Below are 20,953 nucleotides of genomic sequence, written 5' to 3' on the forward strand. Positions count from 1 at the left end.
CTGACAGCACAACACGCCTTGCGCGAGGCTGTCGCAGCAGCATGCAGGGATGATTGATTGACCCAGGCGGTGTGGCTCTGATCCACCATCGATATCGATAGGGTGGGTGGGTGTCTGAGCCCGCGACTCGCCTTCGGTTCGCTCCCTCCCCGACGGGCATGTTCCACGTTGGGAACGCTCGCTCGCTGCTGCTGAATTGGCTGGTTGCCCGACAGTCGGGCGGGACGCTGGTACTCCGGATCGAGGACACCGACGCGGAGCGCTCGCGCCCGGAGTGGACCGAAGGCATCGTGCGGGCGATGGCCTGGCTGGGTGTCGGCCCTGACGAGTATGAAGGTCCGCTCTTCCAGTCGTCGTATGCGGCCGAGCACACCAAGGCGGCACAACAGTTGTTCGATGCCGGCAAGGCGTACTACTGCGACTGCACGCGTGACGTCGTTCGGGCACGTTCGGGTAGCCAGTACGCCGGCTATGACGGCTTCTGCAGTGATCGTGCGTTGCAAGCCGCCGATGGTAGGGCGCTGCGGTTCCGGACGCCCGATGAGGGTGTGACGGTCGTCAAGGACCTGGTGCGTGGAGAGCCGACGTTCGAGAACCGGCTTGTCGAGGACTTCGTCATCGCACGTGGTGACGGGTCCCCGGTGTTCCTGCTCGCCAACGTGGTGGATGACATCACGATGAGGATCACTCATGTGATGCGGGCCGAGGAGCACCTGCCGAACGCGCCTAAGCAGCAGTTGCTGTGGCAGGCGCTCGGGCACCAGCCGCCCACATGGGCTCACACTCCGATCCTGGTGAACGAGAAGCGGCAGAAGCTGTCCAAGCGGCGTGACAAGGTTGCGCTGGAGATGTACCGCGATGAGGGCTACCTCGCTTCGGCCATGCGCAACTACCTGATGCTCCTCGGTTGGGCCCCCTCTGGCGATCGGGAGATCGTGCCGTGGTCGGTGATCGAGGAGGAGTTCCGCCTCGATCACGTGAACTCAGCTCCAGCGTTCTTCGACCTCAAGAAGCTGGCTGCGTTCAACGGGGAATACATTCGTGCGCTGAGCACCGAAGAGTTCATCGACGCCTGCGGGCCGTGGCTGACAGGCCCGTTCGTAACCGAGAAGGAGAAGGCCGAGGCTGGGTTCGGCATCACGGCCCCGCCGTGGCAGCCGGACGCCTACGAGCCTGCGGTGTTCGCGAAGGTCGCTCCGTTGGCACAGACGCGTATCAGTCTGCTTGCTGAAATCGTGCCCACCGTCGACTTCCTGTTCCTCGACACTCTCGAGCTGGACGACGCTTCGTGGGCGAAGGCGAGCAAGGATGCCAAGGTGCTGCCTGACGTGATCGCCACGTTTGAGGCTCTGCCGATATGGCGGGCTGTGCCGCTGAAGGAGGCGCTGCTGTCTGTCGGTGAGGCGCACGGGCTGAAGCTGGGTAAGGCGCAGGCACCGGTGCGTGTGGCCGTCACTGGCCGGTCTGTTGGCCTGCCGCTGTTCGAGTCGCTGGAAGTGCTGGGCCGGGATCGGACTTTGGCACGGCTGCGCGCTGCGGCGGTACAAGCTGCCGTGGGAGGTTCCGGTATGCCGTGACCGGGTCGGCCAGGGGTCTGCGCTGTCCGGCGCAGACCCGCTCGAGCAGGTCGCGTGTGCTGCTCCGATGATCCGCGACAGTTCCCGACCTGCAGTGAGCTAGCTTCACGGCCTTCTCCTACGTGCAGATCTCCGGGCAATCCCCATGTCGCAGCGTCTAAATTTAGCCGGGCCAGCGGAGCTCAAGAAATCAACCAGGGCTTAACGGGCGCGCCAGGTCTCGGTTGACATCCGCCACAAGACATGGCGCCTTTGCGGGTGACCCTCGTTCAAGAGGGGGTGATCAAAATCGTCGACAGGATCGTAGGTCATCCCGATGCGCTGCATCACGGTCTGAGATCTGATGTTGGTCGTGCTTGTGAAGGAGACGACCTCTCGGAGGCCTATCTCGTCGAAGGCGAAGCTGAGCGCCCGTCTGGCAGCCTCACTGGCATAACCGTGACCCCAACTCGACCGGCCCACGCGCCAGCCGATCTCCACCGAAGGGGTGAAGTGCGCCGCAAAACTCGGTACCGACAAGCCGGTGAATCCGATGAACTGCCCGTTTTCGGCGATCTCCAGAGCCCAGAGCCCGAATCCACGCTCGCCGAAGCCAGCCTCGATCTTGTCGATGAGGGCATCGCTCTCATCCCGCGTCATAGTGGCGGGAAAGTGCTCCATCACCTCGGGGTCCGCGTTCATAGCGGCGAAGGGCTCGCGATCCCCGTGTTGCCAGCGACGGAGAATGAGTCGGCCGGTCCTCAACAGCGGCGTTCGCGGCACCCGATGATCGTAGATCAAGCAGTCGGTGTTGACGGAACTCTCCACCGATGCGTACCGATCTCCTCCTCTGAGTGGTTCCTCTGTGCGCGGTCGGCCACTGGTGCTCGACGGTGAGGGGCGCGCGGTTGTGACGGAGGTCGCCGCTCACCGGGCCGTGCACGCGGTGGCGTTGGCCGACGTTCGAGGCATGGCAGAGGACGAGGGTTCCTAGCTGTTGGCGTCTCTATGCGCTTGGGCGTCCTTTATGACGTCGACGGCGAGAGTCTCGCCGTGGTCAGTGGCGGGGCCCACTGGGGCGGCGGATTGTGGATCTGCGCCGATGATCTGGCCCTGCTGGGCGACCTGTACCTGCGGCGCGGCGAGTGGCTGGGCCGGCGCGTGCTGAGCGAGGAGTGGATCGAGCGGGCCTGGCGGCCGTGCGGACTGAACCCGGACTACGGCTATCTGGGGTGGCGTAACGACTCCCGGCGGGTGCAGCCGAACGGCCCGGCCAGCGGTCGGGTGCGCCCGGGGCAACGGCGGCCGGCATCTGCTCTGGGTCGATCCCGACCGGGAGCTGGTCATCGCCTCGCACTGGGGTGACGACGTCGGCGAACTGATCGCCGAGGTGTCCGCGGCCATCCACTGAACGGGACGGCGGAAGCAAGCCCGCTCCAGCCCATGTCCAGGACTGCGGGTCGTGTCTCATGGAGCCCAGTCAAGGTCATTCGTTGACCGGGACGATGTGGAGGGCTGCTTCGCCGCGCTCCGGCACAGCAGCGATGCGAGGCTAGACGCGGGGCGGGGCTGACCGGGCACCGTCGCCCGCCGACGACGCTAGTGGAGGGTGCGATGGTCGAGCCACGGACCAGGGCCCTTTGGCGGAGCGCACAGGCGCACGGCCGCCGGGCCAACCGGCGCAGCTACCACGATGGCGAGCGGGTCAACGGATACGTCGACGACCCGTACCACCGGATCCGCCGGACGGTCGCGGCCCGGATGGTGGCCGACGGCGTCACCAGGCCGCTGCCGGTCCTGGAGCTGGGCTGCGGACCGTGCAGCATGCTCGACCCGGCGGACCTGCCGGGGCCACTGGTGGTGGCCGACCTGGCGGAGGCGGCCCTGGCTGACGCCCGCCGAGCCAGCGGGTCGGCTGCCCTGCCGGTCTGCCTGGACGCCACCCGGGCCCTGCCGTTTCGGGACGGCAGCTTCGCCGGGCTGCTGACCGGCGAGCTGATCGAGCACGTCTACGACCCAACGGCGCTGCTGCGTGAATGCCACCGGGTGCTGGCCCCCGAGGGCCTGCTCGTGCTCACCACCCCCAATCTGGCCACCGTCCAGGACCGGGTGGCCTTCCTCTTCGGCCGTGCCCCGCGCCAGGTCGACCCGCTGCACCCCTACCTGTGGCTGCACATTCGGCCGTTCACCGCCTCGCTGCTGCGCCGGGTGCTGCGGCGGGCCGGGTTCGACCCGCTGACGATCCGTTCCAACCATGTCGGCTGGCGGCTCCCCAGTGGACGATGGGTCACCTCGCGGCTGCTCGCCCGGGTGGCGCCGGGGCTCGGCGGTTCGCTGATCTGCGCGGCTCGACGATCCCCCGACGACCGTCACCGAGCGTGACGGGGCGCCCGAACGGCCCGTGATTGTGATATTGACAAAGGGCTATCATGGGGGAGCCGTCATGGAGCGGGGGATGTCATGGCCCGATTTTTCACCTGGGTCGTCAACAATCTCGACGCCTTCATCGGGCTGCTCCTGGCCTTGACCGTCGCCGTCCTCGGGCTGACGAGCACGGTCAGCCAGGAGGTGGTCAACAGCGCCACTCTGCTGATCCTCGCCCTGCTCGCCCAGGCCATGCTGCGGGACCGGCTGCACCGGGGGACCGCCGAGCACCAGGTGCGGCAGGTGCTCACCGACACCCGGGACCGGCTCAGCGAGCTGGTCCCGCCGATGCGGGAGATCACCGGCCCGGACGGCGCGCTGGTCCGGGCCCGGGAGGCGATCGACAGCGTCTCCATGGTGCGGGTGCTCAACGGCACCGAGGTCGGTCAGGCGCTCGCCGACGCCCGCCGGCATACCGACCGGTGGAACTTCAAGGGCGGCACCGGCACCTACACCAGAGCTGTCACCCTGCCGGAGTGCCTGGAACACGCCCGTCGACGCAACGCCACCCTGCAGTTCGCCATCGAGATCATCGACCCGACCGACGAGGATGTCTGCGAGCGCTACGCCCGGTTCCGGCGCAGCCTGGCGCCCGACGCGCCGGGGGAGCGGTGGACCGTCGACCGCACCCGCAAGGAGTCCTTCGCCACCGTGCTGGCCGCCTGCTGGCACCTGCAGCGCTCCGGGCTGCTCACCATCGACGTGCGGGTCTCCTCGCAGATGACCACCTTCCGCTACGACCTCTCGTCGAGCTGCGTCATCATCACGCAGGAGAATCCGCAGACCCCGGCGCTGCGCATCGACCGCAAGGAGCTCTACTACAACCGCTACAACATCGAGCTGCAGTACAGCCGGGAGCAGAGCCGGCGGGTGCCGATCGAGGCGGCCGCGCAGGTGAAGCTCGACGACGAGCCGTCCGTGGAACAGGTCCGCCGGCTGTTCACCGCGCTCGGCCTGCCGCTGCCCCGGTCGTTCGGCGACCGCGAGGTCGCGGACATCGTGGGCAAGGCCATCCAGGCGAGGAACCCCTACGAATGATGACCTACGCCGAACTCGAACGGGAGATCGACCGGGGCGCGCGGCCGGAGCTGCTCCGCCAATGGGTGCTGGACGTCCTCTCCGACGTCGCCCAGGGGCGGCGCCCGCTGCGGGCCGTGCGCCACCCGCTCGGCTTCACCTGCCTGCCCGTGGACCGCAGCGGTCCCGACGGGATCTGTGTGCACGCCTGGCCGGCCGAGCCGCCGGCGGTCCGCCCCACCACCTCCGCGATGCACTCACACAGCTGGGACCTGCTCAGCCACGTGCTGGTCGGCCGGGTGCGCAACGAACTGATCGAGGTGACCGAGGCGCCCGCCGACCCGGCGTGGCGGGTGTACGAGGTGCGCAGCCGCGGCGACGTCGACGAGATGGCCGCGACCGACCGGCTGGTGACCGCGGCGACCGCGACGGTGGAGACGCATTCGGCCGGCGACTCGTACGCGCTGCGCGCCGGCGGGTTCCACACCTCCGAGGTGGACCACGGCGAGCCGGCGGTGACGGTCGCCCTCGGCCGGACCACTCCCGGCGGCTGCGACCTGAGTCTCGGCGCCGTGGACGGGCGCAGCCACCGGGTGCGCCGGGACCGGTGCGACCCGGCGGAGACCGCCCGGATGGCCCGGGAGATTGCTCTACTGGTGGCGTGGGGCTGACGGCTGGAGGAGCCATGGACGTGGAGCCGAGCAGATGCGGGCCCGACCTGCGCGACGCACACCGGTTCGCCTTGGACGTCGCCCGCGACGCCGGGCAGCTGCTGCGCCGGGGCATGCGGGGCGAGGTGCAGGCCCGGGCCAAGAGCGCCTCCGGCGACCTGGTCACCGATCTGGACCTGGCCGCCGAACGGTTGATCGTCGACCGGATCCGGGCGCGCTGGCCGGAGCACGGCGTGATCGCCGAGGAGGGCGGCGAGTACGCCGCCGATGACACCTGGGCGTGGCTGGTCGACCCGCTCGACGGCACCAACAACGTGGCGATCGGCCTGCCCGCGTACGTGGTCGGCATCGCGCTCTGCGACCGGGGCTCGCCGGTGCTGGGCGTGGTGCACGATCCGGTCGCCGGCCGTACCTGGTCGGCGGTGCGCGGGCAGGGCGCGTTCGTCCACGCCGGCCCGGGCCGCCCGGCGGGGCGGCCGCTGCGGGCGCCGCGGCGGCCGGTGCCGGCCGCGCCGGTGCTGGCCTGGACCCAGGGTCACGAGGTACGCCGGGACGACAGCACCGCCCGCGCGTTGAAGGTGGTGCTGGACTCGACCGCCCGCCGGGTGCTGCAACTGTGGGCACCGTTGCTGTCCTGGGTGATGCTGGCCCGGGGCGACATCGACGGCATCGTCGGCTACCGCCCCGAGGCGGTCGACCTGCCCGCCGGGATGCTGCTGGCGGCGGAGGCCGGCATGGCGGTCCGCGCGCTCGACGGCGGCTGCTTCGACGACCGGTACGGTTGCCCGGCCGACCGGCGCAGCTTCGTGGCCGGCCCGCCGGAGACCATCGACCGGCTGGTCAAGCTGGTCACCGCGGCCCAGTGGATCGAACCGGAGGTCCGCCGCCTCACCCCGATCTCCCTAGCCACGGTCGGCTGGTGACCGGTCCCTCTACCCCAGCTATCCAGCGAGAAGCAGGGCGGCGACGGTGGCGGTGGTGGCCAGTGCCGCAAGGGCGGCGCTGGTGGCGACGAAGCGGCCCAGCGGGACCTGTACGCCTGCGGCGCGACAGCGCTCGTACCAGATCAGGGTCGCCAGCGACGCCCACGGGGTGGCGAGCGGGCCGACGTTCGTGCCGATCAGCAGCGCCAGCAGCTGGGTGTGGTTGGCGGTGGCGATCACTGCCTCCCCGGCGACGTAGGCGGGCAGGTTGTTGACCGCATTGGCGAAGAGGGCCCCGACCGCGCCGGCCCGCAGGGCCCCCTCCGCGCCCGGGTCGCCGCCGATCAGCGCGCCCATCACCGTGTCCAGGCCGTGCCGGCCGATGGTCTGCACCACCAGGAACAGTCCGACGATGAAGACCAGCAGCCGCCATGGAATCAGCGCCGGGCGCAGGCTGGCCCGGGCCCGGACGGCGAAGCCGGCCACCAGGATCGCGGCGGCCACCCCGGAGGCGAGCCCGATCTCAACACCGGCCAGGATGCCGGCGACGAAGAGCAGGCAGGCCCCGAAGGCGGTGCGGTAGAGCATCAGGTCGGGCGGCACGTGCGGCGGCGGCGGGACGAACGGATCCGCACCGGCGCGGGCCGGCCGCCAGTACCACCACCAGAGCAGCAGCATGGTGATGGCGATCGCCACCAACTGCGGCCACCACAGCCGGGCGGCCCACGGGATCGGGTCCAGCCCGATCCGGTCGCTGGCCAGGATGTTGGTCAGGTTGGACACCGGCAGCAGGAGGCTCGCCGTGTTGGCCAGCCAGACCGTGGTCATCGCCAGCGGCGTCGGCGGCACGCCGAGCTTGCGGGCCAGGGCGATCATCACGGGGGTGAGCAGCACGGCGGTGGTGTCCAGGTTGAGCGCGATGGTGGTGACCGAGGCGAAGCCGACGCAGAGCCAGAACAGCGCCCGGTAGTTGCCCCGGGCGGTGATCGCCACCCGCGCGGCGAGGGCGTCGAAGACTCCGGCGACCGCGGTCAGCTCGGCCAGCACCACCACCGTGCCGATGAAGATCAGGATCGGTACGATCCGGCGTACGGTGGTCTCGGCCTCGGACCGCGGCAAAAGACCCGTCAGGACACAGAGGACGCCGAGCGCCGCGAGCCCGATCGCGATCCAGTCCAGTACGTGGAGCCGACCCCAGCGGGATCGGTCCGGTGCGGCGGACGGCGGCTCGCCGAGGGTCTCCACGGACGATGATCCTCGCACATCGATGCCACCCAGGGCAGCGTCGACGCGGCGATTGCGGCTGCCGACGGTGCCCACAGATTGACGATCGGTGTCCATAATGGCCATGTGTCTGCAGGCGCGCACCCCACCCGGTCCGACCGCCCGATCGACTTCTTCATCAGCTACTCGCCGGCCGACGAGCGCTGGGCGACCTGGCTCGCCTGGGAGTTCGAGGCCGCCGGCTACCGCACCATGCTCCAGGCGTGGGACTTCGTTGCCGGCACCAACTTCATCGACTTCATGGACCGGGGCGTCCGCGAGGCGGCGGTCGTGGTCGCCGTCCTCTCCGAGCGCTACCTGCATTCGACGTACGGGAAGCTGGAGTGGCAGGCCGCGCTGCGGGCCGATCCGGACGGCACCGGTAGCAAGCTGGTCACCGTACGGGTGGAGGACTGCCCGGTCGACGGCCTGCTGGCCACCATCACCTATGTCGACCTGGTCGGGGTCACCGATCCGGCGCAGGCGCGGGCCCGGGTGCTGGACCGCATCCGGGAGGCGCTGAACGGCCGGGCGAAGCCGGTTCTGCAGCCGGCCTTCCCGCACCATCCGACCGGCCCGGCCGGGGTGCTCAGCGCGCCGACCACCGGCGTGTCCGCGCCGCGCCGGCGTGCGCCGATCAACCCGCCGCCGTTCCCGCCCGCGGCGGCCGCCGTGCCCGAGTCCCGCAGCGCCGTGACGGTGCTCCAGGTGGCCGGGCCGCGCTTCGGCCGGGGGATGATCGAGCCGGGCGCCCCGGTCACCCCGGGCGAGCTGCAGGAACACCTGATGGGCGACCTGACCCTGCTGATGAACGACGGCGTTCCGCGGCCGGATCTGCTGGTGGTGGCGGGCAACCTGACCGAGTCGGGCAGTCCGCGGGAGTTCTCCGACGCGCTGAGCTTCCTCACCGGGCTGCGGGTGCTGCTCGGGCTGGAGCCGCACCGGCTGGTCGTGGTCCCCGGGCCGCGGGACGTCACCATGGCGGCCAGCCGGGCGTACTTCGCCACCTGCGAGGCCGACGACGTCGACCCCCAGCCGCCGTACTGGCCGAAGTGGCGGCACTACGCGCGGCTCTTCGACGAGCTCTACCAGGGCCTGGAGGACCGCATCTTCGACAGCGAGCAGCCGTGGACGCTGTTCGGGGTGCCGGATCTGCGGATCGTGGTCGCCGGGCTGAACTCGACCGTCGCGATCACCCACCGCGAGGAGGACCGGTACGGCATCCTCGGCGAGGCCCAGGCCACCTGGTTCGCCCAGCGGCTGCGTCACTACCAGCAGTCCGGCTGGCTGCGGCTGGGCGCGATGGCGCACGCCCCCGGCCCACGCACCCCGTACGCCGAGGAGGGTCCGGTGGGCGACGGGGCGACGCTGCGCGACCGGGGATCGTTTCACCGGCTGGTCGCGCCGATGCTCAACCTGCTCCTCACCGACGCCGCCCCGGCCGGCGCGCCGGCCGACCCGGTGGTGCCGGTCTCCACCGCGTCGCGCGACGGCCGGGCGCAGGTGCTGCGGCTGGCCGCCGACGGGATGACCCGCTGGGTGCTCGGCCGCGACGACCGTCACGAGGTGGGCGAGCCGACGGCGGTGCGCTGGCCGCGGTCGGGGGCGACGTTCGGCGCGGCCGGCCCGGCGCAGGTGCCCGACCCGCGGCAGCCGACCGCCGTGGAGGGCCCGACCCAGGGCGCGACGCCCCCCGACGTGCCGGCGGTCGCGCCGCCCGTGGCCGTGCAGGCGCCGGTGGTGCGGCTGCTGGACCGGCTGGCCGAGGTGTGCGAGGCCCGGCACGACCGCGTGCTGGTCCGCCGGGTCCCGGCCGTGCCGCCGCACCTGTTCGTCACCTACCGGGCCGACGGGGTGGTCCGCCAGCAGCGGGTCGGCGCGCACGTCGGCACCCCCACCGCCGACGACGTCGACCAGTTCGCCCGCCGGGTGCACGCCACCGACCCGGACATCCCCTCCGAGCTGGTCTACGACGGCGACCGGATCCCGCGGGGACTGGCCGAGGAGGCGCAGCGGCGCGGGGTGCGGGTGCTGCACCTGACCGAGTTCCAGGGGCTGCTGGATCTGCGCGAGTACGTCGGCGCACAGACCGCCCGGCTTCAGGCCGACCGGCTCTACCCGCCCGAACAGTACGTGCCACAGCGCTACCGGTACCTGGTCGGCGCCGACCAGCGGGTCCGCGAGGACGTGGTGGAGGAGCTGCTCGAGCTGATTTCCGAGCCGGACGGGCGGTTCGCGCTGGTGCTCGGCGACTTCGGCCGGGGCAAGACGTTCGCGCTGCGCGAGGTGGCCCGTCGGCTGCCCACCGCCGCGCCGGACCTGATCCCGATCCTGGTGGAGCTGCGCGCCCTGGACAAGGCGCACTCGGTGGACGGGCTGGTCGCCGCGCACCTGGCCAACCACGGTGAGCAGGTCATCGACCTCAAGGCGTTCCGCTACATGCTCCGCCAGGGCCGGATCGTGCTGCTCTTCGACGGCTTCGACGAGCTGGTGGCCCGGGTGACCTACGACCGGGCGGCGGACCACCTGGAGACGCTGCTCCAGGCGGCCGAGGGGAACGCCAAGATCGTGGTGAGCAGCCGGACCCAGCACTTCAAGACCAACTCGCAGGTGCTGACCGCGCTCGGCGAGCGGGTGGGACTGCTGCCGCACCGGCGCGTACTGGCCATCGAGGACTTCACCCCCGGGCAGATCCAGACCTTCCTGCGCAACCGGTACGGCGGTGACGAGCAGGCCGCCCGGGATCGGATGGAGCTGCTGGCCGGGGTGAAGGACCTGCTCGGCCTCTCCCGCAACCCGCGGATGCTCGGCTTCATCGCCAACCTCGACGACGGGCGGCTCGCCTCGGTCGCCGGGGCGGGCGGGACGTTCAGCGCGGCGGCGCTCTACCGGGAGATCCTGGAGTCCTGGTTGGACTTCGAGGAGCGGCGGACCCAGGGGGTGCCGGGCGCGCCGGTCAACCTGCGCCACCCCGAGCTGTGGGCGGCGGTGAGCCGTCTGGCCTTCCAGCTCTGGGAGAGCGGCGAGTCCTACCTGCGGCTGGCTGAGCTCGCTGAGGTCGCGAGCGAGCTGGCCGGGCTGGCCGAGTCGCGGTTGTCGAGCCAGCAGGCGATGCACGCGGTGGGCGCCGGCAGCCTGCTGGTACGCACCGACGACGGGCTGTTCGGATTCATCCACACCTCGGTGATGGAGTGGCTGGTCGCCGAGGGGATCGCCGCCCAGTTCAACCGGGGGGAGGACCCCGCGGCACTGGCGGTCCGCCCACTGTCGCCGCTGACCGTGGAGTTCCTCGGGGACCTCGCCGACCCGCGGCGGTGCACCGCCTGGACGGCCCGGGTGCTCGGCGACGAGAACGCCGGCGAGACCGTCCGGGCCAATGCGCTGCGGCTCAGCGCCCGCCTGCGGCTGCCGGACCGGGCCGACCTGCGCGGCGCCTCGCTGCGCGGCGAGGACCTGTCCCACCGGGAGCTGGCCCGGGCGGACCTGACCGGCGCCGACCTGAGTGCCACCCGGCTGGTAGCGACCAACCTGACCGAGGCGCGGCTGGAACACGCGCGGCTGCGCGGGGCCCGCCTCGACCAGACCCACCTCGACGGGGTCGACCTGCGCGACGCCGACCTGGCCGGGGCCCGGCTGTTCCGGGCCGACCTGCGCGACGCCCGGATCACCGGCAGCAGCTGGCGCCGGGCGGCGCTGATCGACGTGGTCGCCGACGCGGCCCTGCTCCGCGCGCCGGAGCTGCGGGGCGCCGTGGTGGCGCCCGGCCGCCCGGTGGTGCCCGGTCTGTGGCCGTCGGCGGTCGGCGTCTCCTTCGGCTTCGAGGTGGGCCGGCTGCCCATTCCGGTGGCGTACAGCCCGGACGGGGCGGTCCTCGCCGTCGGCAGCGACGACGGTGGCGTGCTGATCTGCGACACGATGACCGGCCTGCCGGTGCGCACCCTGCAGGGGCACCGGGGGCGGGTCTACGCCGTCCGCTTCGACGCCGCGTCGCACCAGCTGGTCACCGGCGCGGCCGACCTCACCGTACGGCTGTGGGACGCCGACCACGGCGACGTGCGGCACGTCATCGAGGACGTCTTCGCCGGCTGGGTCTGGCCGTTGCTCATCGACGGGGCCCGGGGCCGGCTGGTGGTCGGCGACGCCGCCGGCGTTGTGCGCCTCTACGACACCCGCACCGCCCGGCTGCGGCAGGAGTGGACCGGGCACGCCGCCCCGATCTGGGGCACCTCGTTCAGTCCCGACGGCCGGCGGCTGGTCGTGGCGGACAGCGCCGGCGTGCTCAGCGGTTGGGACGTCGCCTCCGGCACCCTGGCGTTCCAGGTCCGCGAACCGGAGGTGGTCTACCGGGTCGTGCACACCCCGGACGGGCAGTCGCTGGTCGCCGTCGGACAGCACGGCCGGGTGTGGATCCGGCGCGCCGCCGACGGCACGCTGCTGCGCCAGCCGCGCGGCCACGAGGCCGACGTGTACGCCCTGGACGTGCACCCCGACGGCCACCTGATGGCCACCGGGGACACCCACGGCGCGCTGCGCCTGTGGGAGGTGGCCACCGGCCGGCCGGTCCGGGCGCTCGCCCGCCAGCGCGGCGCGATCTACAGCGTCCGGTTCAACCGCGACGGCACCCTGCTCGCCTCGGCGGCCAGCGACGGCGCCATCCAGCTCTGGGACACCGCCGACGGCCAGCCCCGGCACGAGCTGACCCGGCACCGCGGCTCGGTCTGGCCGGTGGCCTGGCGCCCCGACCAGCAGCAGGTGGCGACCAGCAGCAACGACGGCACCACCCGGCTGTGGGACGTGCGTACCGGGCAGTGCCAGCACACCCTGCGCGGGCACGGGCGGCGGGTCACCGCGCTCTCCTTCCGCGACGACGGCGGGGTGCTGGCCACCTGCGGCAACGACGGTGTGGTCCGGCTCTGGGAGCCGCGTACCGGCCGGTTGGTGCGGCAGCTCAGCAGCCCGGCGGACCGGCTGGTCTCGGCGGTGTTCTGTCCCGGCGAGCCGCTGCTCGCCTCGCCGAGCGGCGACGGCGGGGTGCACCTGTGGAACACCGACACCGGCGTCGACGAGCGGGAACTCAACGTGAACACCGACCACGTCTGGGCGGCCGCGTTCAGCCCGGACGGGGACGCCCTGGCCACCGCGAACGACGACGACACCGTCCGGCTGTGGTATCGCCGGACGGGCCGACACTTCGCCACCCTCACCCCGCACCGCGGCCGGGTGCGGTCCGTCGCGTTCAGCCCGGACGGCGAAACCATCGCCACCGGCTGCGACGACCGGCTGGTCCGGCTCTGGGACGCCGCCACCGCGACCTGCCGGACCACCCTCAAACAGCACACCGACCGGGTGTACGCGGTGACCTACAACGCCGAGGGGACGCTGCTCGCCAGCGCCAGCAACGACGGCACGGCCGTGATCTGGGACGCGCTCACCGGCGAGCGGCGCACCGTGCTCACCGAGCACAGCGGCCGGCTCTGGTCCTGCGCGTTCAGTCCGAACGGCAACCTGCTGGCCACCGCCGGCGACGACCTGACCATCCGGCTGTGGGACCCGGCCACCGGACGGCTGCACGGCACCCTGTCCGCACATACCCGCCGGGTCTGGTCGGTGGCCTTCAGCCCGGACAGCAGCCTGCTGGCCAGCGCCGGGGACGACGGCACGGTCCGGCTGTGGGACGTCGCCGACCCCGAGCACGCCCAGCTGCGGACCACCCTGATCGGGCTGCCGGACGGCTGGGCGGCGGTCAGCCCGGACGGGCGGTACAAGCTCGACGGCGACCCGGGTGGCCAGTTCTGGCACGTCATCGGCACCTGCCGGTTCGAGGTGGGGGAGCTGGACCCGTACCTGACCCAGGTACGCCGGCTGTCGGTGGACGCCCCGTTCTGACCGCCGCCTCACCGGCGCGGGTCACGGAGCCGGTCGACCAACTCGCAGGCCGCAGCCGCGATCCGCTCGTCCGACTCGCACGGCCAGTGTCCCTTGATGGGCGGGGGGACGCTGTCGCTGGCCGGCGGCACCACGTCCTCCGGATCCCGTAGCCGGCGGTCCACGCTCCCGGCCGGGCCCGCCACTGGCCGTTCGCCGGGCCGATTGGGGGCGAAGACCCAGCCGCCGATGGGATCGGTGTCCCGCCACAGGTTCACCCAGCGCCACCCGATCCGGTCGCCCACCTCCCGCAGCATGTCCTCGCCGAGGAAGGCGGGAAAGAGCTGAGCGTAGAGGCGGTTCAGGGGCGAGCCGTAGGTCAGCAGCGCGATCCGCTGCCGCACCTGCGGGGGCAGTTGCAGCACCGTCGCGGCCAGCAGCACCGAGCCGTGGCTGTGCCCGGTGAGCAGCACTCCGCGGTAGTGGTCGGCCAGGTAGCAGATCCGCTTCGTCAGCTCCGGCACGGCCCGTTCCGCGTAGCAGGGTGGGGCGAACGGGTGGGCCGTCCGAGGCCAGAAGGTACCGAGGTCCCACAGCACGCCGACGTACCGGCGGAACTCCGGTGTCCGGTAGGCGAAGAGTCCGCCGATCACCAGGGCGGCGACGATGCCCACGATGAGGTAGCTGCCCGTCGTCAGCCCGAAATTCACGAATTCGCTCGGCACGCCGAAGAGATGCTCCATGAGCGGGGCGGGTGGCCGACCCGCCAGCGCCAGCGCGCTCGCCGCCAGGCCGAGGGTGCTGGCGCTGGCGGTGAGCGCGATGGCCGCCGGTCCCAGCCGCTCGGTGAACCGCGCCCGGGCGATGACCTTCCTTACCCGCCGCACCCGGTCGGCCGCCTGCGGCGGGGCCGCCGGAAAATCCCCGGCGACGATGGCCGCCGCGGCTCGTCGTCGCGCCGGCCCGGACAGCAGGGTCTGCGCGCCGCCGACAACCGCGGCGACCATCACCACCAGGAAGAAGACGAAGATCGCCCATTTGTACGCCAGCGGCGGGGCCGCCAGGTCGCCCGGTCGCTGCGCGGGCGGGCGCCGGTTGAGGAAGTACGCCATCCGGTAGACCAGGTCGGCGGAGAAGACCACCGCCAGCCCGACCGCCCCGGCCGCGATGGCCGGCGCCCCCATTCCGCGCAGCAGCGTCGGTCGGCGCTCCCGGCCACCGCGCTGCCGCAGCACCAGCAGGCCGAGCGCCGCCAGCACTGCCGTCTGCATGACGAACACCCAGGCGACGATCTCGTCGTACCCCGGCAATCCGTCCGTGCGTGGCCACGGGGTCGGGTCCAGCACCACGACGCCGAGAGTCAGCACGGTCAGGCCGCACCCGGCGGCGCGCAGCGCAGACGCCGCCCGGTCCGTGGCCAGGTTGGCGCCCCCTTCGACCAGCGCGGGCGCGCCGACCATCACCGCGCAGGCGACCAGCACCGCAGCGGCGAGGGTCAGCAGGGCGATGGTCACGGCGGAAGGGCCCGTGGCCGCGCGGGCGGCGAGCAGGGTCAGGTCCAGCATGGCGAACGCGGCCGCGACGTGGACCGCCCGTAACCGCCGCACCATCGGCAGGGCGTCCCTTCCCACCAGGCTGAGGTTGATGACCTCGGGTTCACCCGTCGGCGCCCGGAACGCGGCGTACGAGCGACCGGGGCGAGCGCCCAGCAGCCAGACCAGCCCGATGGCGGCAACCGGCACCAGGGCCAGCACCGCGAGGCGGAGCTCGACCGGGCGGCCGCCCAGCCAGGACACCCAGTTGCGCCCGGCGAGACAGCGGGCCGAGGCCATGCATTCCCAGGCGATCAGGTCCAGGGCGACGCCGACCACCGACAGTACGTACAGCAGCGTGAGGCTGAGCGCAAGGAGCCGGCACAGGACCTTCACGCCGGCGCCGGATCCCCGTCCTGCCGGATGCATCCAGATCGCCACGTTGCTCAGCATGAACGGCAGCAGGAACACCAGTGACAGGGTCCGTGTGGCGGTGCCGGACGCCAGTTCACTCCACCGGTACGCCTCCAGCACCACCCCGCCGGGTCCGCGCGTGTCCGGGTAGCCCGGTCGGGGGCGGTAGAAGCCGCCGCTGCGGTCGCCGGCCACCTGCTGAACGTGCGGCCGGTCGAGCACCTCACCCGGACCCACTCCGGACACCCCGTGGACCCTCAGTTCCACGATGTCGTCCGACCTCCGCTGGCCGCTGGTAGAGGGTGAGGCATCCATCGGTCCGCGACCCCCGAACGCGGGCAGCAGTTCATGACGGGTACGGGCCGAGGGGCCGGCACCCGGCTGGCGCCGATGACTACCCGCGCAGGCGGCGGCCAACCCTGGGCCGCCAGATTCCTCAGCGCGTCGGGCGGTGGGCGCCCTTGAGCCGGCGGCCCAGCTCCCGGGCGATCTCCCGGTTGGCGTCGCGCTCGGCGAGCGCCTGCCGCTTGTCGTACGACTTCTTGCCTCTGGCCAGGCCCAGCTCGACCTTGGCCCAGCCGCCGGCGAAGTACATCGACAGCGGCACCAGGGTCACGCCGCCCTCGCGCAGCTTCTCCAGGATCCGGCCGATCTCCACCCGGCGCAGCAGCAGCTTCCGGGTCCGCCGGGGCTGGTGGTTGGTCCAGGTGCCGTAGCCGTACTCGGCGATGTGCAGCCCGTACAGCATGATCTCGCCGTCCCGCTCCTGGGCGAACGCGTCGACCAGCGACACCCGGCCCTCGCGCAGCGACTTGACCTCGGTGCCGGCCAGCACGATCCCCGCCTCGTAGGTCTTGAGGATCGTGTAGTCGTGGCGCGCCTTCTTGTTGGAGGCGATGAGCTTGCGCTCCGTGTCCCTGGACAGGACGACCTCCCGATGGGGTATCCGCTGGTTGACGGTGTGCAGGATACCGGCGGTGCCGGCCGGCGCCGGCGGCGACGGATGATCGTCCGGTCAGACCCGGCACTGCCGGGAGCGGGCGTCGCGGGCCGACGAATCCGGCGCCGCGGAGACCCGCCGCAGGGAGACCCAGGCGGTGGTGATCAGCAAGAGCGCCCCGATGTAGGTGCTCATCACGAGCAGCCCCTGCCCGGGCACGGCGACGCCGGCCGTGCCCAGTCCGATCAGCAGGTCCGAGCCGAGGAAGAGCGCTCCGCCCACCGCCGCCCGCCGGGAGACGCCGGTCGCGGCGGCGGCCATCAGGGACAGCGCCAGGCTGTAGCCGAGCACAGGCAGCCGCAGCGGTCCCAGGGCGTCCCACAGCCGCGCGTTGGCCACCGCCCAGAGCGAGAGGTAGCCGGCCACCGCCGCGAGCGACGGCCGGCGGTGCCGGAGGAACGCGCTGAGGAAGCCGAGTTGGGTACCGAGGAAGCACGCCATGCCGACCAGGAATGCGAACCGGCCCGGCAGCAGCAGAGCGACATCCCCGGCGGTCGCGAACACCAGGCCCACCGCCACCCCGTCGACCCGGCGGCGGGCGCTCCACAGGTACGCCAGCAGCAACGGCGCCAGCAGCGGCTTCGTCAGCCACTGCAGCATGGTCGAGTCCAGCGCGACGCCGATCAGCTCGACGGTGGCGACGACGGCGAACGGCCAGAGCCGCCTCACCGGGCCGGCTGCCAGCCGGGCCGACCGAGGAGGTAGCCGAGCCGGTGCCGCCAGGATGTGGCCGTCCGGACGTCGGCCCAGATCGAGGCGTACTCGTGGGTGGCCACCCGCAGCGGGTTGTACGTGTTGATGTTCTTGGTCAGGCCGTAGCTGACGGCCGCGCGTTCCGGCTCGAAGGTGCCGAAGAGCCGGTCCCAGATGATCAGGATGCCGGCGTAGTTGCGGTCCAGGTACTCGGCGTTGGCGCCGTGGTGGACCCGGTGGTGCGACGGGGCGTTGAAGATCAACTCGATCGGCCGGGGCAGCACGGTGATCCGCTCGGTGTGCAGGAAGAACTGGTAGAGCAGGCTGACCGACTGCTGGAGGAAGATCATCCACGGTGGGATGCCGAGCAGCGCCAGGCCGAGCCAGAACGGCAGGGAGGTCATCGGGGTCCAGCTCTGCCGCAGCGCGGTGGAGAAGTTGAAGAAGACGCTGGAGTGGTGCACCACGTGCCCGGCCCAGAACAGCCGCACCTCGTGGTGCAGCCGGTGGAACCAGTAGTAGGCCAGGTCGTCGGCGAAGAAGAGCAGCACCCAGGTCCACCAGTCACCGGGGGAGAGGTGGATCGGCGCGACCGTCCACGCGGCGGCGTATACCCCGACGGTGAGCAGCTTCCAGGGCACCCCGATGACCTGGCTGCCGACGCCCATGGAGAGGCTGGTGGTGGTGTCGCGCAGCTCGTAGCCGCGCTCGTCGTCGTCCGGCGCGAACCGGTAGGAGAGGGCCTCGATGATGATGAGCAGCAGGAACGCCGGGACGGCGTAGAGCACGGCGGGGATCATGCGCGCGCTTCCCTTCCGGACGGGGTGGTGGGGGTGGTGACCGGGGCGGCCAGCAGGGCCCGGGCGTGCCGGGCGGCGGCCGCGCCCTGGCCGGCCGCGATCGCGGCGGCGAGCCGCCGGTGACCGGCGACGTCGAGCAGTTCGGCGGCCCGACCGTCCGGCGGCACGTCGCCGACGGCCAGCGTGCCGGCCACCAGACTGTTGAAGGCCAGCAGGTAGGCCGTGTTGCCGGAGCCGCTGACGATGAGCCGCCACATCGCGATGTCGGCCTCGTTCATCCGTGGCAGGTCGGGCGCGAGTGCTCCGTACTCGTCGGCGGCCCGGACCACCGCGGCCGAGACCGCCGGGTCGCCGCGCTCGGCGCAGAGCCGGGCCGCGTCGATGCCGACGCAGGCCCGCATCTCCAGCATGTCTCGGACCAGCGTCTCCACCGGGAGTACGTCGTCGGACTGGGTCAGCGAGAGCGCCAGGTCGAGCCCGGCGTGCACCCGCCAGTCCAGCACCCGGGTGGCGCCGCCCTGGCTGACCCGGACCAGCCCGAGTTGCTGCAGCCGGCGCAGCGCCTCCCGAATGGCGTGCCGGTTGACGGCGAAGGCCGCAGCCAGCTCCCGCTCGCCGGGCAGGGTGTCCCCGGGCCGGTAGCGGCCGCCGACGATGGCGTCGCGGAGCTGGCCGAAGACGTGGTCGGAGACCGAGGCGCGGGGGACGGGAGCGAAGGCCATAGGCAGCAGTGTGGTCCCCGACACATCAACCCGTCAACTGGTTGGACCAGGCTGATCTCGCCACCGTCTGCTGCCCGGGGAGACACGGCCCGTATCCTTTCCGGCGGATCCTTCTGCGGTGAGAGGAGTCGGTGTGAGCGACCGGGTTGAGACGTTGGAGTTTCAAGCCGAGGCCCGTCAGCTGCTCCAGCTGATGGTCCACTCGATCTACTCGAACAAGGACATCTTCCTGCGCGAACTCATCTCGAACGCGTCGGACGCGCTGGACAAGCTGCGGCTGGAGTCGATGATCGACAAGGAGCTGGCGGCCGATGTCTCCGACCTGCACATCGAGCTCGAGGTCGACAAGGACGCCCGCACGCTGACCGTGCGGGACAACGGCATCGGCATGTCCCGCGACGAGGTCGTCCGGCTGATCGGCACGATCGCCAAGTCGGGCACCGCCGAGCTGCTGGGCAAGCTGCGCGAGTCCTCCGACGCCGGGGCGTCGCAGGAGCTGATCGGTCAGTTCGGCGTCGGCTTCTACGCGACGTTCATGGTCGCGGACGAGGTCACCCTGCTGACCCGCCGGGCCGGGGAGAGCGGTGGCACCCGGTGGGAGTCCACCGGCGAGGGCACCTACACGATCGAGGCCGTCGACGACGCCCCGCAGGGCACCTCGGTGACCCTCCACCTCAAGCCGGCCGACGCCGAGGACAACCTGCACGACTACACGACCGAGTGGACGATCCGGCAGATCGTCAAGCGGTACTCCGACTTCATCGCCTGGCCGATCCGGATGACCGTCGAGCGCTCCGGTGAGGACGGCGCCACCACCAGCGAGGTGCAGACCCTCAACTCGATGAAGGCGCTCTGGGCCCGCTCCCGGGACGAGGTCGACGAGGCCGAGTACAAGGAGTTCTACAAGCACGTCAGCCACGACTGGGCCGACCCGCTGGAGACCATCCACATGCGCGGCGAGGGCACCTTCGAGTACGAGGCGCTGCTCTTCCTGCCCTCGCACGCCCCGCTCGACATGTTCGCGCCGCAGGGCCGCCGGGGCGTGCAGCTCTACGTCAAGCGGGTCTTCATCATGGACGACTGCGACGCGCTCATGCCCAACTACCTGCGCTTCGTCAAGGGCGTGGTGGACGCCCACGACCTGTCGCTGAACATCTCCCGGGAGATCCTCCAGCAGGACCGCCAGATCCGGGCCGTCCGCCGCCGCCTGGTCAAGAAGGTGCTGGCCACCCTCAAGGTGATGAAGACCGCCCAGGCCGAGCGCTACCGCACCTTCTGGACGGAGTTCGGCGCGGTGGTCAAGGAGGGGCTGCTCGAGGACGCCGACAACACCGAGGCCATCCTCGACCTGGTGCAGGTCGCCTCCACCCACGACCCGGCCGAGCCGACCACCCTGCGGGACTACGTCGAGCGGATGAAGGACGGCCAGGGCGACATCTACTACGCCACCGGCGAGTCCCGGTCGATGATCGAGAACTCGCCGCACATGGAGGCGTTCCGGGCCAAGGGGTACGAGGTGCTGATCCTCACCGACCCGGTGGACGAGGTGTGGGTCGAGCGGGTCGGCCAGTTCGACGGCAAGCCGCTGCGGTCGATCGCCAAGGGCGAGGTCGACCTGGAGACCGACGAGGAGAAGGAGAAGGCCGAGGCGGAGCGGAAGGACTTCGCCGAGCTGCTGTCCTGGATGAGCGGCAAGCTGGCCGACAGCGTCAAGGAGGTGCGGCTCTCCTCCCGGCTGACCACCTCGCCCGCCTGCGTGGTCGGCGACGCGCACGACATGACGCCGACGCTGGAGAAGATGTACCGGGCGATGGGCCAGGAGGTCCCGCGGGTCAAGCGGATCCTCGAGCTCAACCCGAGCCACCCCCTGGTGACCGGGCTGCGCAAGGCCCACGAGCAGGGCGCCGAGAGTGAGTCCCTCGCGGAAACCGCCGAGCTGCTGTACGGCATGGCGCTGCTCGCCGAGGGCGGGGAGCTGGCCGACCCGTCCCGGTTCACCCGGATCCTCGCCGACCGGCTCGCCCGCACGCTGTAGGACCTCGACGCGTCGATCCCCGGTCCGGGCCCAGGCTC

The 20,953-nt window shown here is 71.7% G+C and carries 15 protein-coding genes; 8 read left to right on the plus strand and 7 right to left on the minus strand.

The features are described from left to right. Positions 1 to 110 precede the first annotated feature (110 nt). The gene (gene gltX / locus GA0070624_RS18790; protein ID WP_281180987.1) at positions 111 to 1,577 is read left to right on the plus strand and encodes a glutamate--tRNA ligase; all 1,467 of its coding nucleotides are present in this window, start codon (positions 111 to 113) and stop codon (positions 1,575 to 1,577) included. Positions 1,578 to 1,778: 201 nt separating this feature from the next. Here gltX and GA0070624_RS18795 read toward each other — a convergent pair whose 3' ends face one another. Further along, positions 1,779 to 2,384: a GNAT family N-acetyltransferase gene (locus tag GA0070624_RS18795; protein WP_245718866.1), complete on the minus strand. Its 606-nt coding sequence runs from the start codon at positions 2,382 to 2,384 to the stop codon at positions 1,779 to 1,781. Positions 2,385 to 2,564: 180 nt separating this feature from the next. Here GA0070624_RS18795 and GA0070624_RS18800 point away from each other — a divergent pair, with 180 nt between their 5' ends. From GA0070624_RS18800 to GA0070624_RS18820, 5 genes are all read left to right on the plus strand, one after another. Continuing rightward, positions 2,565 to 2,921, plus strand: a complete 357-nt coding sequence (locus GA0070624_RS18800; RefSeq protein WP_218105196.1) for a serine hydrolase domain-containing protein — start codon at positions 2,565 to 2,567, stop codon at positions 2,919 to 2,921. Between the two features lie 249 nt (positions 2,922 to 3,170). Continuing rightward, positions 3,171 to 3,938 (plus strand): methyltransferase domain-containing protein, encoded by a 768-nt coding sequence (locus tag GA0070624_RS18805; protein ID WP_091342872.1) that lies wholly within the window; start codon positions 3,171 to 3,173, stop codon positions 3,936 to 3,938. Positions 3,939 to 4,016: 78 nt separating this feature from the next. Then, the gene (locus GA0070624_RS18810) at positions 4,017 to 5,018 is read left to right on the plus strand and encodes a hypothetical protein (protein ID WP_091342875.1); all 1,002 of its coding nucleotides are present in this window, start codon (positions 4,017 to 4,019) and stop codon (positions 5,016 to 5,018) included. Beyond that, on the plus strand, positions 5,015 to 5,668 hold the full coding sequence (locus GA0070624_RS18815; protein WP_091342877.1) for a sulfurtransferase TusA family protein: 654 nt from the start codon (positions 5,015 to 5,017) through the stop codon (positions 5,666 to 5,668). The genes GA0070624_RS18810 and GA0070624_RS18815 overlap by 4 nt, the downstream gene beginning before the upstream one ends. Before the next feature lie 14 nt (positions 5,669 to 5,682). Beyond that, a complete protein-coding gene (locus GA0070624_RS18820) occupies positions 5,683 to 6,591 on the plus strand; it encodes an inositol monophosphatase family protein (protein WP_091342879.1) in 909 nt (302 codons plus the stop codon). Between the two features lie 18 nt (positions 6,592 to 6,609). On the opposite strand, the gene GA0070624_RS18825 is transcribed toward GA0070624_RS18820, so the two are convergent. Beyond that, a complete protein-coding gene (locus GA0070624_RS18825; protein WP_091342881.1) occupies positions 6,610 to 7,836 on the minus strand; it encodes an ArsB/NhaD family transporter in 1,227 nt (408 codons plus the stop codon). Between the two features lie 105 nt (positions 7,837 to 7,941). On the opposite strand from GA0070624_RS18825, the gene GA0070624_RS18830 reads away from it, so the two are divergent. Then, positions 7,942 to 13,740 (plus strand): WD40 domain-containing protein, encoded by a 5,799-nt coding sequence (locus GA0070624_RS18830; RefSeq protein ID WP_091342883.1) that lies wholly within the window; start codon positions 7,942 to 7,944, stop codon positions 13,738 to 13,740. An 8-nt stretch (positions 13,741 to 13,748) separates the two neighbouring features. On the opposite strand, the gene GA0070624_RS18835 is transcribed toward GA0070624_RS18830, so the two are convergent. From GA0070624_RS18835 to GA0070624_RS18855, 5 genes are all read right to left on the minus strand, one after another. After that, entirely contained in the window at positions 13,749 to 15,911 is a 2,163-nt protein-coding gene (locus tag GA0070624_RS18835) for a hypothetical protein (protein WP_245718867.1), read from the minus strand. Between the two features lie 190 nt (positions 15,912 to 16,101). Further along, complete coding sequence (gene smpB, locus GA0070624_RS18840; RefSeq protein ID WP_091342887.1) at positions 16,102 to 16,590, minus strand: SsrA-binding protein SmpB; 489 nt, start codon at positions 16,588 to 16,590, stop codon at positions 16,102 to 16,104. A 90-nt stretch (positions 16,591 to 16,680) separates the two neighbouring features. Beyond that, the gene (locus tag GA0070624_RS18845) at positions 16,681 to 17,334 is read right to left on the minus strand and encodes a lysoplasmalogenase (protein ID WP_245718868.1); all 654 of its coding nucleotides are present in this window, start codon (positions 17,332 to 17,334) and stop codon (positions 16,681 to 16,683) included. Continuing rightward, positions 17,331 to 18,158 (minus strand): sterol desaturase family protein, encoded by an 828-nt coding sequence (locus GA0070624_RS18850; protein ID WP_091342890.1) that lies wholly within the window; start codon positions 18,156 to 18,158, stop codon positions 17,331 to 17,333. The genes GA0070624_RS18845 and GA0070624_RS18850 overlap by 4 nt, the downstream gene beginning before the upstream one ends. After that, on the minus strand, positions 18,155 to 18,880 hold the full coding sequence (locus tag GA0070624_RS18855) for a FadR/GntR family transcriptional regulator (protein ID WP_091342893.1): 726 nt from the start codon (positions 18,878 to 18,880) through the stop codon (positions 18,155 to 18,157). The genes GA0070624_RS18850 and GA0070624_RS18855 overlap by 4 nt, the downstream gene beginning before the upstream one ends. Positions 18,881 to 19,013: 133 nt before the next feature. Here GA0070624_RS18855 and htpG point away from each other — a divergent pair, with 133 nt between their 5' ends. Further along, positions 19,014 to 20,915 carry a molecular chaperone HtpG gene (gene htpG / locus GA0070624_RS18860; protein WP_091342895.1) on the plus strand — a complete coding sequence of 634 codons (1,902 nt, stop codon included), beginning with the start codon at positions 19,014 to 19,016 and terminating at the stop codon, positions 20,913 to 20,915. The last annotated feature ends 38 nt before the right edge of the window (positions 20,916 to 20,953 follow it).

Source organism: Micromonospora rhizosphaerae, assembly GCF_900091465.1.
Taxonomy (GTDB): Bacteria; Actinomycetota; Actinomycetes; order Mycobacteriales; family Micromonosporaceae; genus Micromonospora; species Micromonospora rhizosphaerae.